Origin of the sequence: Streptomyces canarius (genome assembly GCF_014650735.1) — a bacterium.
Lineage (GTDB): Bacteria > Actinomycetota > Actinomycetes > Streptomycetales > Streptomycetaceae > Streptomyces > Streptomyces olivaceoviridis.
Genome location: NZ_BMVN01000102.1, coordinates 1 through 13,580, shown reverse-complemented (window position 1 = coordinate 13,580; position 13,580 = coordinate 1). Strand labels below are relative to the sequence as shown.

The following is a 13,580-nucleotide window of genomic DNA, read 5'->3' as shown; positions in this document are numbered from 1 at the left end:
CCTCGCCGCTACCCCGTCCTGGACTCTGCGGCCCGAGCGAGCACTCAAGTCCATGTGGCCCAGGCAGGGACGGAGCCGATACCGGCACGGCGCCCAAGCCAGAGACGCTGCCGCTCAGGGGGCGCAGCGGTGAGACGAGGGTTGTCCAGGTCAGCTACCTGGACGCGCACCCCCTTGACCACCTTTGCTACCTGGCCCATTTCTCCTTGCCACAGCGCCCTCCAGCAGCCGATCAGACCGCGGTCAAGGGGGTGCGTGATATAGGAGCCCGCCGCCCGTAGCACGCCTGGTGCGGGGTGCGCCGGCACCGGTGGCGCGCACCGCGATGGACAGCGCGGTGCGGTGGTGCGCGCGCCGCGCTGTCCATCGCGGTGCGCACCACCACCGCGCGGCGCGCGCACTACACGGCAGTGAGGCGCACCGGGTGCGCACCGGTCGGTGCGGGGTGCGCATGGAGGGCCTGGCCCATGCCGGCGGCCTCCAGTTGGCGCAGGGTGTCGGCGACGTCTTCGTGGTCCTCGGTGAGGAATTGCTGCGCGAGGTCGATGACGGCGCAGGCGATGCTCTCGGCCGTGTCCGGGCCGGCCTGCGCCCAGATCCGCAGCGAGGTGACGAAGACGCGTCCGAGGGCCTCCAGGGCGAAGGTGTCCGCGCACGGCTCGCCGGCCTCCGGGCCGGGCAGCGCGGTGACCGGGACGACGATGCGTTCGGCGACGTCGACGAGCAGCTCGGGCATCCGCGGTTCGGCGCTGGCGAACTCGCGGGCGGCGTCGACGTCGTAGGCCTGGACGGCCCGGAGGTAGCTGAAGGCGCTGATGGCCTCGTGCGGGGTCATCGGTGTGAGCGGCGTGGTGTCGGGCATGTCGGCTCCTCAACGTACGGGTGGCCGCCCCGCTGATCGCGGCGGCTCAGAACCGATGCTCGGATCGCGGCCCTGTGGACAGAGTCCGGCGCCGACGGGGGAGAACTCTCCCCCCTCCGGTTGATCACGATGCGGTCACGGCGGAGAGGTTCTTCAAGGCCGGCGTCACACGAGAGCCGAAAACCAAACCTGTAGAAGGCAGTGCAACCCGTCGTCATGTCTGACGGCGGCCGCCGGTGCCCGTCGCCCGGGTGCGGGTGGGGACTGCCGCCGCCGACCGAGCGGGTACCGACGTCCGACGTAGCCGACGGCCCGAAAGCACGGCGCCTTGAGGGCATGCATCCGGATTGCGGTGATCCAGGTGTTCTTCGAATACTTTCAGACAGTCCGCTCCGGCCGGACGGGCCGACGGGCCACTGGGCGGGCTGCTGCCACATCCGATAACGGGCAGAAGCCCTACTAGGCTGGTGGAAGATGTCCGGTGAGAGCTTGCCAGCGTTCACGCGCGCGCTCCAGCGCCTCCTGTGCTTCCTTCAGCCGCGGATCATCGCGGTGGCGGGCCCGTAGCTGGGACAGGCGGGCGTCGGCCTCGTCCTTGGAAACCGTGTCGTCCCGGGCGCGTTTCAGTTCCTGCTGTGCCTGTGCCAGTTGCTGCGGGAGATCAGCCCGGAAGGCATTCTCCCGCGCGACTGTGTTTTGGATCCGGACAGCGAAGTCGCGCACCTGGTCCTCGTCGAAACGCTGCTCCTGTTCCTCCGTCGCCGGATAATGCGGGTATTTCGCCCGGTGTACCTGTTGGTCGGGCTGGGTGAGGTAGACGGAGTGGTTGCGCTGCCCGGTATCAAAGCGCACATCGAGCTCGGCCAGCGGAATCGGCTTCCGTTCGTCTGCGGACTCCACCAGAACGATATGCTCGAACAAGGTCAGCTCCCCGAGCTGGTCCAGCCGGTCGCCGAGCCCGGGGTTGTGCAGAGCGGCGATCCGCTGCTCCAACACGTGCACCTTCCGCTCATAGCTGGCCCTGTGCGTGTCTAACTCGGCCTGCGCTTTGGACTCCTGCCGGTGTGCCTCCTGCTTGATGTCGCGCAGTCTTCTCCGGGCCTCGGCCAGATGCTCTCGCTCGCTCTCGTAGCGCAGGCTGAAGGTGAAGGTCCACTTGCCGGGATACCGGTACCGCCGCCACAGCACCCAGATGAGCCCACCCGCCAGGACGAACACCGCTCCCTGTACCGCGTCCATCGCACCCCTCCGCTGTCACCGGACCTGTCCGTCCTATCGGCCTCGCATGGAGTCCGGGACCGATTCGGCACCAGATGTCAGCAACGACACACCTGTGTTCTGCGCGCCCGCGCCCACCACCGCAGTGATCACCTGCCTACCACCGCGGGGCGTCCGGCGGTCCGGAGCCGGCGGTGCAGTTGATTCCGTCCCTGGCACGGTGGGCACAAGGCAGTGGTCAGCACCCATGGAGCAGCTCCAGGGGCAGGATGCGGGCGCGGCGGCGACTGGGTCGGACGGGCGAGTAGACGCTGACGGCCGCGCTCGACAACCCCGCCGGCGACGTCCTCTACCTCGACCAGGAGGCCCGCGCCGACGCGGAGGACAAGCGTCTTCGTGCCGCTGAACGGGGAGACACAGTGCCCCGTGTGCAAGTGGTGCGGGCAGAAGTTCACCGACCAGCGCTGGGAGAAGCGCGGCCGGTAGGCGTGGACCGGGTCCGGCCCAGTCCGTGCCGGTTCACGGTCGTACGGTCACTGTCCGGGGGCGGCCGGGCGCGGCCTGGAACCGGTAGCGGCCGGGTCGGTCGGAAGGCGTTCGCCGGCGAGAGGAGCGCGCGGTACCGGCGGATCGGTGTCCCGTGTGCGGGACGTCTCGGCGGCGGGCCCGGTGCCCAGCGGGCGGCGGTCGGTCATCACCCGATCATTGCGGTGCGGCGGGTGTCCGTCTTCACCGCCCCGGCCGCCTGTTCCGACCCTGTTCAAAACGCGCGTGTGACGCTCGACGCGGGAGGCGGTTCGCTCTGCCCGTCGTCCTGCTGCTGGTCCTGGTCGGCGCCTTGGTCGTCGCCGGGCTCGGCTACGCCGTCTACCGGCGCCCGGTGCTCACCGCGCCGCTGACCGACGCGGCGGTGCTGGTCGCTCTGGTGACCACCGTGGCCAGTGCTGGCAAGCTGGACCCGGAGGGGCTGCGGGTCATGTGGAGGTCTCCCAGCGCACCAACCCCAGACTGCGGCGGGTGGCCCAGTACACCGTCGTCTGGGCCCGCACGCGGGAACTGCCTGGTGCCGGCCATCAGGCCCTGGATACCCCCTCGCGGAACACGGTGGCAGCTGACAGGGTGAAGGAGTCATAGACCACGTGGTCGCGTAACCACTTCAGCCACCGGCCGACGTCCGTTTCGCCGGCCGTGACGCCCGGGACGCCGTGGGCCACATCGGTGCCGAGAGCCACCAGCCGGGCCACCCCGGCGTACACGCGCTACCAGTCCGCCGGCCAGTCCGGAGTCACGTAGTAGTCGACTGCTACTCGAACGATGGTCGGTCACTACTGGTTCCACCGCTGGAAAACTGCTGCCCACATACGACTGGGGCCGTTACGTTTAGACCGTATGAGCAAACATCTCTCCCTGCGTGAGGCCGTGTTGGCGTGGCTCGAGTACGCGGGCGGTCTGTCACCGACACCCCAGTCCATCGTGATACTGATACTCCAGCCCCACTGGGAGGACGTGGAGAATGCGGTGGCCGCCGCAGCGCCCAGAGAAGAGCACCCCGACCTCTACGCCAAAGTCGACGGAGACTGGGTCCCAAACGCCCGCACGCTGTTGGAGGAGTCCGGACTGGGCGAGGCGGCACGTCTGATTGCCCAGGGCGTGCCGGTTCCCGTCTCCGAGGTCGCGGACAACTTCGTCACCTTCTGCACTGGCCCGGCACCGGTCCCCGAGCGATGGCTGTTCCTCAACGCCAGCTTCCCCCAGGGAACACGCATTTCGCTGGGGCGGTACACCTTGCAGACCTTCACCGCGGACGAGCTCTGTCAGATAGTCCCGATGCCTGCGCTGAACGTCCTGCAGCGCCGGAGCCATGACCTCGACCTGATCACCGGTGCACCGTTTCTCCATGTTCACGATCCCGGCCGTCCGGTCACGCGTCGTCCGACCTGGTTCGACTTCACCGGCCCGCGTGCGGAAGCCCAGCACTGGCAGGCGCTCCTTCCCCTGATGCTGTGGGACAGTGAACTTCTCCGGGTGGACTCGGTCTTCACAGTCGCGCGCGGACGCCGCTTCGATCTGAACCCCAGAGACGTGCCGACGACCATCAAGGTCTATGAAGGCCGGCACGGGAGAGAGGACGAAGTTGAGGTCCGCGACACCGGAGACTTCCATGTTCCCGCAGCATCTCTTCCGGCCCTGGGTCACTTCTGCACCGTCATCTCGGCGAAGATCGACGCGGTCATGGCAGGCGTGACCGACGAGCGGCGCATCCTGAACCGGCGCGCCCGGCGACTCGAACGCGCAGCCCGGCACATTTTGGCCGCTTACCAGCGCACCTATAACGACGACGGCGTCTGGGAGGTAGAGGCCGACGAACTGCACCTCGACTACGTCATCGCTTTGGAAGCCTTGCTGATCAGCCCCCGCGACAAACGCGAGGGCATCGCCGAAAACATTCGCTCCCGCGCGTCTGCACTTTTCCTCGGCCCTGACCACCAGAAAGAGGCCATTGACATCGTCCAACGGGCCTACAAAGCCCGATCCAGCTATGTGCACGGCGACGTGATCAGGGATCAGAGAGAAGAGGAGAAACGGAAAGAGCTGCGAACTCTCCGGCTCCTCACACTGCAGGTCTTCCTACGCTGGCTCGTTCTGACCCCTTCCGACACCGCGGACCTCGCGCACCTGCTCGATGTCGCCGTCCAGGACACAGGCCACGAAAACCGCATTGGCCAGTCCCTGCGCGACTTCTTTGCCACCACCCCGCCACGGAACCGGCCCGCCGACATCCCCGCCGCCTGACCCTCGCGGGAAGCCGCCCGCAGCAAAGGGAGAAGCCCCGGCAGCCACTTGGTGCAGAGCAGGCTGCCGGGGGCTTCACGGTCGCCCGGAGCGGACGGGGAAGGCTGCGCCGGGTACGCGAAGGCGTTCGCCAGCCTCGCGGAGACGGCCGTGTACGGCGACGCCGCCCGCGCGCTCATCCGGGCCGCGATCGACGCCTTGGAGTGAACGTCCGCAATTACCCGCAATCTCGTTGAGGACGGAGCGGTCACCTCCGTAGCGTCGAACGACACCGACGCACCCAGCACACGGAGGCGGTGCCCATGAGCGCACCCACACCCGCCGCCCCCCACCGGAAGACCGCGGCCTCCAGCCGCCCGCCTTCGGTCGGCCCTCCCCGGCGCTGATCGCCCGCGCCGACCGCGGCTACGCCCGCTTCCTCGCCGTCCAGACGGACGCCGCCACCGGCGACCACGACCAGGACGACGACGCGGCGGCCGCCCGATGAGCGACACCCACGTCGTGCTCTACGACCCCCATGGCCTGATCGATGCCGACCCCCCCTGGACCGCGCCCCGCACGAGGCACTCGTCACCGCCGTCCTCGCGTGGAAGAACCCGGACCTGGCACCCCGCGACTACGAGCAGATCGCCCTCCAACTCACCGGGCACGCCCGCGCGGTGGCCGCCGACGTCCGGCGCCACGCCGCTGCCCTGCCCACGCCACGCCACAGCACGCGTGAGAACACCGTCCGCGCACCAACCGGGGTGATCCGTACCTGCCGCCACGACCTGTATGGCACACCGGTCTGCGATCGCCGTTCCCCTGGGGAATCGTGACCACGAGGGTAGGGAATTCCGTGACCGCTGACAGCCCTGGCACGGCCTGGCCGACGTCGAACTCTGCACTGCCGAATGGGACGACTGGTTCAACAACCAGCGCCTCCACACAGCTATCGGGGACATCCCGCCCCACGAACACGAGACCAACCACTACGCTCAACTCCAGCCCCAACCGGCGGCTGGAGTCAACGCATAGAGCCTCCACCGATTCCGGAGCGGTTCAGTTGTGAACGGGGAGCGAATGGCGGTCGTGATGGAACCAGACTCGGCGCCGGCAGACGGCGAGCGCCGGACAGGCCGGTCATACAAACCAGCGTCGCGCTGGTCGGAGACGGTACGGACATCGCCCAGGCCCGTCACCTGGCAGCCGGCTTCCTCACTCGGGTCAAGCCGAGCACGGCCTGCCCGTCTCCCAGCGGGCCATGGACCTCACCCAGCTGGTGGTCAGCGAACTGGTCACCAACGCCCACAAGTACGCCCCTGGACCGATCCTGCTGGACCTGCGAGTCCTCGGTGACCTGGTGGAGGTCGTGGTCTGGGACTCCGACCCCGTTCTGCCGATCGCCCGGGCGGCGGACGCCGGCCGCGTCGGCCAGCACGGCCTGAAGATCGTCATGGCCGTCGCCCAGGGCTTCGAAGCACAGCGCGAGCCGGTCGGCAAACGCATCACCGCCCGCATCGCCCTGGCCGACGACCCCGACGGCGCCATCTCCGGACGCCAGCCTCTGTAGAACGGCCCGGCCGCCGCCGCTCAATCGGTCCGGTTGCCGACAGCGTGACGGGCCAGAGCCGCGTGCAATTCCCCCAGCAGGACCTCGGGCAGCGCAGCGCCCTGGGCGTGCTTGAGGACCTGTTCCGCGACGGCGACCAGTTTGATGTTGGTGTGTTGGGAGACTTCTCGCAGCACCGTGAATCCGTCATCCGGGGGGATCTGGCCCAGGACGGTCAGGACGCCGATGGCCTGGTCGACCACCGCGTGCGAGGCGAGCGCCTGATGCAGCTGTCCGTTCTCCGCCCGCACCCGCTCCAGCTCCGCCACCAGCTCATCGACTGAGACGGGCGAAGACGGCGGATGCGGAGACGTGGACGACGAGGACATGGCATCACCACAACAGCAGGGAGCAGGGCACCCTCACCGCCTGCCCCGGTTCCCCTTCAGCATCCATCCGATCGCGGCGCGTCACCACGCGTGAGTCCCCCAGCCGGCATCACGTTTCTGGGGGACCTACGCGGGAAGCTCGCTTCCCAACCTCCACGTATCGGGTTGCCAGGTGACGGCTGGGCACTCTGGAACACTCAGATAAATCTGCCTCACGGGTCACGATCGGGTGATCCAGGGATCACCATCCAGGTGACAGTGGCCGCGGCTATTCGCATGGGCGGGCCGATGCGCGGAGATCAGAAGCGGCACGGCGCCGCTGGTACGGCCACCGGGGTCGTGCCCTTCCCGCACCACCTGGAACGCAGCCCACCGGGTCCGCGTCGATGCCGACGGCCGCCCGGAACCCGTCCCACTTGGGCTCGCCCCGCCCAGCCCGGCCGCAGATCCGGTGTACGGACGTGTTCAGCGTCGGCTCCCGGCCTGATGTGCCGCGGCGGGGGGATCGGTGTGGAAGGCGAAGGCCTCATGGGGTGAGTTCGCTGGCTCGGCCGAGGTGCACCCGCTGCCGCGGGGTCAGGGTGCGCGTGACCGGGTGGCGATCTCCGAGACCAGGTACTCAGTCGGCGACGGTTCGAGGAGCTGGCCTGGCATGCCAATGGGGGATGTTTCCAGTCGCCCATCAACGGCGCACACCCAGATGCGGGGCGCGCACCCGTCAGGGGTTGTGCGCCGGAGTGGACGACGCTGCCGTTCGTGATCCGGCAGGCCCCGCCCTGGGTGAGGGGCCTTCCTGAACGGTGTCGTTGTTGGAAGAGTTACACGTGTCGGAGGAGAAGTCCCTGCGCCGCCCTGCCCCGGAACCACCTGCGAAAGGGGGGCGGAACAAGCGCAGTCCCATCCCCTCGTGCGCTCGGCGTGCGCGCGGTCACGGACCGTCCCGCGGCCGCTACCATGTGGTCACTCAGCGGCATCTGCGGCATGTCGGCATGGACTGCCTGGTCGCCTTCGACGCGAACCTCTACTCGGTGCCCGCCCGCAAGGTCCGCCCCCGCCAGCTGGTCGAGATCCGGGCCACGAAGTCGCAGGTCAGCCTACACTCAACCGTTCCCGACACAGGTGGCCAGACCTTGTTGGCCGTCCACCCATGGGCCGTTGGCCGAGGCGCTCGCATCGTGATGAGACGCACTGGGACGGCCTTCCCACCGGCGCCAGCCGCCGCGTCACCACCGGCGACGCTCTGCCCTCGCCCCGCCGCGGCCAGGCAGTCGGGCCCGACGCCGGACCGCTGCAGGGTCTGCTGAACCGGGCCGCCGCCGCGAACGTCGAGGTCGGCCGCCGTCCGCTGTCGGTCTACGACGAGCTGACCGGCACCCGTCCCTTCACTGCCAACTCTTCACGAAGGAGACCCGTTGAGCGAGCTGACCAGCACCCGCATCCGCACCACCACCGCCAAGCTCGGCCTGCCGCACCTGGCCGAGGCCCTGAACCAGTACATCCAGCGGGCGGACGAGGCCAAGATGGGCTGCCTTGACCTGCTCGACCTGGTGCTGTCCGAGGAACTCGCCGTCCGCGACGATCGTCGCTTCCGCAACGGCCTGCGGCTGTCGAAGCTGTCACACCACAAGACGCTGGAGGACTACGCTTTCTCCTTCCAGCCCGACCTCGACCCGCGCAAGGTCAAGGACCTGGCCACCCTCTCCTTCGTCGAGGACAAGGCCAACGCCGCTCCGCTCGGCCCGTCCGGGGTCGGTAAAACGCACATCGCCGTCGCCCTGGCCGTCGCGGCCTGCCGGGCCGGCTACTCGATCTACTTCACCAGCCTCGACGACATGGTCCGCCACCTCAAAGCCGCCGAAGACCAGGGTCGGCTGATCAGCAGGCTCACCAGCTATCTCCGGCCCAGCGTCCTCGTGGTCGACGAGGTGGGCTACCAGCCGCTGGAACGGGCCGAGGCGAACCTGGTCTTCCAGGTCATTTCCAAGCGTTACGAGAAGGGCTCGATCATCTTGACCTCGAACAAGACCTTCGGTGAATGGGGCCAGGTCTTCGGCGACGAGGTCCTGGCCACCGCGATCCTCGACCGCCTCCTGCACCACTGCGAGGTCGTCTCGCTCAACGGCAACAGCTATCGGCTCAAGAACCGTCTCCAGGCCATCGAGCGGGACTCCGACGTGGCCTGAGCAGTGGTGCACATAACTTCGTACTCGGTGGTGCATTCAGAGGAGTACCTGGACAGCAACGACGTCACCCAGCTCCTGCCGCTGCTGGATGCCGTCCCGCCCATCCGCGGCCGGGTCGGCCGGCCCCGCCGCAAAGCGGTGACGCTCTACGCAGACCGCGGCTACGAATACGACCGCTACCGCAAGCAGGTCCGCGCCCGCGGCATCATGCCCGCCATCGCACGGCGCGGCACCGGGCACGACTCCGGCCTCGGCGTCCACCGGTGGCTGGTCGAGCGGACCTTTGCCTGGCTCCACGCCTTCCGCCGGCTGGCGCGTGCGCTGGGAACGACGAGCAGACATCCACGAAGCGTTCCTCAAACTCGCCTGCTGCCTAATCACCCACCGGTAACCGCACTCATTGTGTTAGCTGCTGCAAAGGGGGTCGGCCGGAGACTGCGGCCGTCAGCCGTGTCGCACCCTGCTGCAGGACTTCCCGCACATGGCACGCGTCGTGTCGGCGGTAGTGCTGGCGCCATGTGCTGCTCAGCGCTGCTACGGGCCGTTCGTTATGGTCGAAAGCGGCCACGCCTATGGAGCGGAATCCCTCGGAGACCAGTTCGACTTCCTCCGACCAGCCGCGTTCACGATCGCGTGCCAGCAGGCTCGCCAGTTCGGTCAGCGTGCGCGGCCCCTTGCCGGTGCGAGTGATGAGGTTCCCCGGCCGCGGGAAGAGTGCACCGATCTGCGCGTCGGTGGAATGGGCCAGGATTGCACGGCCGTTGGCCGTCAGGTGCGCCGGCAGCCGGACGCCGATATCGGTGACGAGGGTCGCTTCGTCCTCGCCGGAGCGACCCCTGGCCGGGCGCTCCTTGAGGAGGTAGACCGTCTCCGCGCCGTAGAGGATGCCTAGGTGAACCGTCTGACCAAGCCGTTGCGAAAGGCCCCGGAGGATAGGGCGTGCGAGTCGTTCCAGGGGCTCGTGCCGCAGGTAGGCGGAGCCGATCTCGAAGGATGCGACGCCCAGACCGTACGCCTGCTCTGTGGCGACATAGGTGACGAAGCCGCGGTCCTCCAGGACCCTGAGGATGTGGTAGACGGAGGACCGCGGGATACCGAGGTCCCGGGCCAGTGCCGCAACCTGAGCTAGACCGGAGCGGCCCGCGAGGTACATAAGGATGTCCAGCGCGCGCCCTACGGCCGGCGAGGTGCTCGATGACATTGCGTGTCCACTCACCCTTTTCCCCTCTTGGCAGGACATGTGGGACAGAAGATCATTCAGCGCTTGCTTCGCGGAGTCGGTGATGGCTGCTACTGATGGGGGACCGCCCCATCGTACAGGCGATGTGTTGACCTCAGGGGGTCAGTATGCAGCGTTTGCGCCTCTGGGGCTGCAGCCGACGGGCTGCTCTACGGGGCCCGCTGGATCCGCCATCCCGGCAGACCTATGCATCCTGGGCTACGGCGTTCCCTCACCGAGGTGAGGACCATGGCGCAGGGCAGTGGGCGGGCTGACCTCGTACCTCGCCTCTGGCAACTTCGCGGCACCTGCGAGGTGGCCGCGACGCGAGCGCCGCGAGTGAAGATTTGTATTCACCCATTGTTTGGTTGCGTAACTTCATGCATGCTGTCGGCCATCCCGCATCACGAGCTGCCAGGGAGGCGTTCATGGCAACAGGCACGGAAGCGGAGGGGGACCGCATCGCGGCCGCCTCGTCGCGCACCGCCCCGAGGGAGCCACTCAAGGGCTTCCACCTTCGGGTAACAGCGACAACGTTCGGTGCGAACTTTTCCGACGGATATGCCCTCGGCGTCATCGGCGCGGTCCTGCCAGCGCTCACCACGACCATGCATCTGTCTGGCGTCTGGCAGGGACTCCTCGGTGCGTCCGCGCTCATCGGGCTGTTCTTCGGCAGCATCTCGCTCGGGCGGGTGGCGGACGTCATCGGGCGTCAGAAGCTCTACCTCTACAACTTCGTGTTGATCGGCATCGCGTCCGCGGCCCAGTTCTGGGCGAACACCCCACTGATCCTTTTCATGCTGCGCCTCGTGATCGGCTTCGGTCTGGGCGCGGACTACGCCGTCGGCCCGACCCTGCTGTCCGAGTTCGCCCCCCGTCGGCTGCGCGGCGTCCTACTGGGCTCACTTACCGTGCTATGGACCATCGGCTACGTCCTGGCCAACGTCCTGGGCACGTATGTCCCGATGAGCGGTAGCGCCGCGCACTGGTTGCTGGCGAGCGGGGCGCTTCCCGCTCTCCTCGTACTGCTCCTGCGAATCGGTATCCCGGAGTCGCCGAGCTGGCTCGCCACCCGCGGCCGTGCCGCCGAGGCCGCGGAGATTCGCCGCAGGTACCTGGGACAGTACGAGGCCACCGCTGAGGCCGCGCAAATCTCGACCGCCGAACAACCGCCGCCCGCCCGCTACCGCGAACTATTCGCCCGCGGCCAGGCGGCCAAGACTTGGTTCGGCGTCATCTTCTACAGCGCCCAAGTGCTGCCGTACTTCGCCATCTACACCTTCATGTCACAGATTCTCGGCACCATGCATATATCCGACGCCAACGCCCAGAACCTGACACTCAATCTCGCGCTGCTCCTAGGTGGCGTCATCGGGCTGTGGCCGGTGCAGCGGATGGGCCGCCGCCCGTTCACCATCGGCACTTTCGCGATCCTCACGGTCTGTCTGGCAGGGATGTCCGTCTTCAACAGCGCCTCCGGCTGGGTGCTGATGATTCCCTTCCTCATCTACACATTTGTGATGGCCGGAGCGTCCAATATCACCCAGGTTTATCCGGCCGAGTTGTTCCCCACCTCACTGCGCGCCTCCGGCGTCGGATTCCTCAACGGCACCAGCCGGATTGCCTCGGCAGTGGGAACGTTTGTCCTTCCGGTCAGCCTGAGCCTGCTCGGTGTGGGCTGGTCGATGGGCTGTATGGCGCTGGTGCTACTTGTCGGCACGCTGGTCAGTCTGGCCTGGGCACCGGAGACCCGCGACACCCTCACCGCTGAGGACTGGCACCACTGATGGCACGCATCCAACTCACCCTCGACGGGCGTTCGCTCAGCGCCGCCCAAGTGACCTCCCTTGCCCGAGGCCACGCCCAGCCCCTGCTCGACACCAAGGCCCGCGAGCGGGTACGCGAGGCCCGGCAGACCGCCGAGCGGATCACCGCTCGTCGCCGGGTATACGGCTATACCACCGGCGTGGGCGCCAACCGGACAGCGAGCGTTCCAGACTCCGCGGTGGACACCTTCGGGATGCAGCTCCTACGCAGCCACAGCGGCGGCGTCGGACCGGTGGTCCCCGACGAACAGACCCGAGCGATGCTCACGGTCCGGCTGAACCAGCTGCTGCGCGGCGGGGCAGCGGTCGACGTCGCCGTGCTGGACCGCCTGACAGAAGCGCTTACCCGAGGCCACCTCCCCACCGTGCACGCCCTGGGTGCGATCGGGACTGGGGACCTCTCCGCCTTGGGCGAACTCGGCCTTACCCTGGCCGGAGAGCTGCCATGGCGGGGTGGCTCCGGACCCGCTCCTCAACCGCTGACGCTGACCCGCTGGGACGCACTGCCCCTGATGTCTAGTGGCGCGCTCACCATAGGCCAGTCCGCGCTCGCCGCAACCGATCTGGGACTCTTGTTGGACCGGGTGCCGCTAGTCGCCGCGCTGACCCTGACCGCAGTGCGTGGCTCCACCGAACCCTATGCCGAATATGTGCACGACCTCCGTCCACATGCCGGCGCGCAACGGCTCGCGGCCCGGATGCGTGAGTTGCTGGCTCCCGCGGAATGGGATTCCCCTCTGGTGCAGGACCCCTTCGGTCTGCGCTGCCTGCCGCAGGTGCACGGTGCGACGCTGGACGCCTGGTCCGCACTGGACCAAGTGCTTGCTGTCGAGATCAACGCTGGCGTAGAGAATCCATTGCTAAACGCCGATGCTGAGGACTATCACCACCACGGCGGCTTTCATCTGGCCCAGCTGGGCTTGGCCCTTGACCAGGTGCGGCTGGGACTGCTGAGCACGGCTCAGCTCTCTACGACCCGGCTGGGCACCCTCCTTGAACCGGCCTTCACGAAACTGCCGCCCTTCCTCGCCGATGCTGAGCACGGCAGCAGCGGAGTAATGATCATCGAGTACGCGGCGCAGTCCGCGTTGGCCGAACTGCGCGGCGCGGCGCAGCCGGCGACACTCGGCCATGCAGTGATATCGCGAGGAGTGGAGGAACATGCGAGCTTCGCCTCGACCGGCGCCCGGCGCTTGCTGGAGTCCGTGGAGCACTTCAGACTCGTACTCGCCTGTGAACTGGTTGCAGCAGTTCGCGCGCTGCGGATGCGAGGCCTCCTCCCGGCGGGCGACGGTGAGTTGCGTGACTTCCACGACCACGCGGCGCAGCTGCTGGACCCCTCCATCGCCGACCGCAACCTCACCGCCGACATCGAGGCGGCGGCTGCCATCCTGGCCGATACCCCGAGGACAACGTTGGACGGTGAAGTCGCCACAAATCGCAGCAGGGTGGGACACCGTTTCGACGTCGAAGGCTCTGCTGGGTAGAAAACGTGTCTCTAGTACTCCAGCAGCACTTTGACGTTTTCCCTGTTCAGGGGCGGTTTGGGTGAGTGTAGT

11 protein-coding genes and 3 pseudogenes are annotated in these 13,580 nt (G+C 67.8%); 10 read left to right on the top strand and 4 right to left on the bottom strand.

Translation table 11 applies throughout. The features are described from left to right. Window positions 1-400: 400 nt before the first annotated feature. Window positions 401-862 carry a hypothetical protein gene (locus IE294_RS44890; protein WP_189895106.1) on the bottom strand — a complete coding sequence of 154 codons (462 nt, stop codon included), beginning with the start codon at window positions 860-862 and terminating at the stop codon, window positions 401-403. Window positions 863-1,321: 459 nt separating this feature from the next. Then, a complete protein-coding gene (locus IE294_RS44885; RefSeq protein ID WP_189895105.1) occupies window positions 1,322-2,101 on the bottom strand; it encodes a hypothetical protein in 780 nt (259 codons plus the stop codon). A gap of 1,368 nt (window positions 2,102-3,469) precedes the next feature. Between IE294_RS44885 and IE294_RS44880 the strand changes: the two genes are divergently transcribed. The 5 genes and pseudogenes from IE294_RS44880 (at window position 3,470) to IE294_RS44870 (ending at window position 6,425) form a co-directional block, all read left to right on the top strand. After that, window positions 3,470-4,873 (top strand): HEPN domain-containing protein, encoded by a 1,404-nt coding sequence (locus IE294_RS44880; protein ID WP_189895104.1) that lies wholly within the window; start codon window positions 3,470-3,472, stop codon window positions 4,871-4,873. A gap of 48 nt (window positions 4,874-4,921) precedes the next feature. After that, window positions 4,922-5,080 (top strand): hypothetical protein, encoded by a 159-nt coding sequence (locus IE294_RS50025; protein WP_373315959.1) that lies wholly within the window; start codon window positions 4,922-4,924, stop codon window positions 5,078-5,080. A gap of 276 nt (window positions 5,081-5,356) precedes the next feature. Continuing rightward, a pseudogene (locus tag IE294_RS48715) lies at window positions 5,357-5,571 on the top strand (restriction endonuclease); the annotation flags it as partial. 166 nt (window positions 5,572-5,737) lie between these two features. Beyond that, window positions 5,738-5,890 (top strand): hypothetical protein, encoded by a 153-nt coding sequence (locus IE294_RS48710; RefSeq protein ID WP_306433551.1) that lies wholly within the window; start codon window positions 5,738-5,740, stop codon window positions 5,888-5,890. 107 nt (window positions 5,891-5,997) lie between these two features. Further along, window positions 5,998-6,425, top strand: a pseudogene (locus IE294_RS44870) (ATP-binding protein). A gap of 20 nt (window positions 6,426-6,445) precedes the next feature. Here IE294_RS44870 and IE294_RS44865 read toward each other — a convergent pair. Next, window positions 6,446-6,793 (bottom strand): ANTAR domain-containing protein, encoded by a 348-nt coding sequence (locus IE294_RS44865; protein ID WP_189895103.1) that lies wholly within the window; start codon window positions 6,791-6,793, stop codon window positions 6,446-6,448. A gap of 989 nt (window positions 6,794-7,782) precedes the next feature. Here IE294_RS44865 and IE294_RS50020 point away from each other — a divergent pair. The 3 genes and pseudogenes from IE294_RS50020 to IE294_RS44855 form a co-directional block, all read left to right on the top strand. Further along, a complete protein-coding gene (locus IE294_RS50020; RefSeq protein ID WP_435858233.1) occupies window positions 7,783-8,097 on the top strand; it encodes a Mu transposase domain-containing protein in 315 nt (104 codons plus the stop codon). Window positions 8,098-8,205: 108 nt separating this feature from the next. After that, a complete protein-coding gene (gene istB / locus IE294_RS44860; RefSeq protein WP_189895102.1) occupies window positions 8,206-8,976 on the top strand; it encodes an IS21-like element helper ATPase IstB in 771 nt (256 codons plus the stop codon). A gap of 57 nt (window positions 8,977-9,033) precedes the next feature. Continuing rightward, window positions 9,034-9,367: pseudogene (locus IE294_RS44855) on the top strand (transposase); the annotation flags it as partial. Between the two features lie 6 nt (window positions 9,368-9,373). On the opposite strand, the gene IE294_RS44850 reads toward IE294_RS44855, so the two are convergent. After that, on the bottom strand, window positions 9,374-10,177 hold the full coding sequence (locus tag IE294_RS44850) for an IclR family transcriptional regulator (RefSeq protein WP_189895101.1): 804 nt from the start codon (window positions 10,175-10,177) through the stop codon (window positions 9,374-9,376). Window positions 10,178-10,623: 446 nt separating this feature from the next. Here IE294_RS44850 and IE294_RS44845 point away from each other — a divergent pair, with 446 nt between their 5' ends. Together IE294_RS44845 and IE294_RS44840 are read left to right on the top strand one after the other, a co-directional pair. Then, window positions 10,624-11,982: an MFS transporter gene (locus IE294_RS44845; RefSeq protein ID WP_189895100.1), complete on the top strand. Its 1,359-nt coding sequence runs from the start codon at window positions 10,624-10,626 to the stop codon at window positions 11,980-11,982. Continuing rightward, window positions 11,982-13,508: an aromatic amino acid ammonia-lyase gene (locus IE294_RS44840; RefSeq protein ID WP_189895099.1), complete on the top strand. Its 1,527-nt coding sequence runs from the start codon at window positions 11,982-11,984 to the stop codon at window positions 13,506-13,508. Before IE294_RS44845 ends, IE294_RS44840 begins: the two co-directional genes overlap by 1 nt. The last annotated feature ends 72 nt before the right edge of the window (window positions 13,509-13,580 follow it).

Bases quoted from the DNA above. Each gene is read 5' to 3' on its own strand.
- IE294_RS44890 (WP_189895106.1), bottom strand. From the start codon at position 862: ATGCCCGACACCACGCCGCTCACACCGATGACCCCGCACGAGGCCATC.
- IE294_RS44885 (WP_189895105.1), bottom strand. From the start codon at position 2,101: ATGGACGCGGTACAGGGAGCGGTGTTCGTCCTGGCGGGTGGGCTCATC.
- IE294_RS44880 (WP_189895104.1), top strand. From the start codon at position 3,470: ATGAGCAAACATCTCTCCCTGCGTGAGGCCGTGTTGGCGTGGCTCGAG.
- IE294_RS44865 (WP_189895103.1), bottom strand. From the start codon at position 6,793: ATGTCCTCGTCGTCCACGTCTCCGCATCCGCCGTCTTCGCCCGTCTCA.
- IE294_RS50020 (WP_435858233.1), top strand. From the start codon at position 7,783: ATGGACTGCCTGGTCGCCTTCGACGCGAACCTCTACTCGGTGCCCGCC.
- IE294_RS44850 (WP_189895101.1), bottom strand. From the start codon at position 10,177: ATGTCATCGAGCACCTCGCCGGCCGTAGGGCGCGCGCTGGACATCCTT.
- IE294_RS44845 (WP_189895100.1), top strand. From the start codon at position 10,624: ATGGCAACAGGCACGGAAGCGGAGGGGGACCGCATCGCGGCCGCCTCG.
- IE294_RS44840 (WP_189895099.1), top strand. From the start codon at position 11,982: ATGGCACGCATCCAACTCACCCTCGACGGGCGTTCGCTCAGCGCCGCC.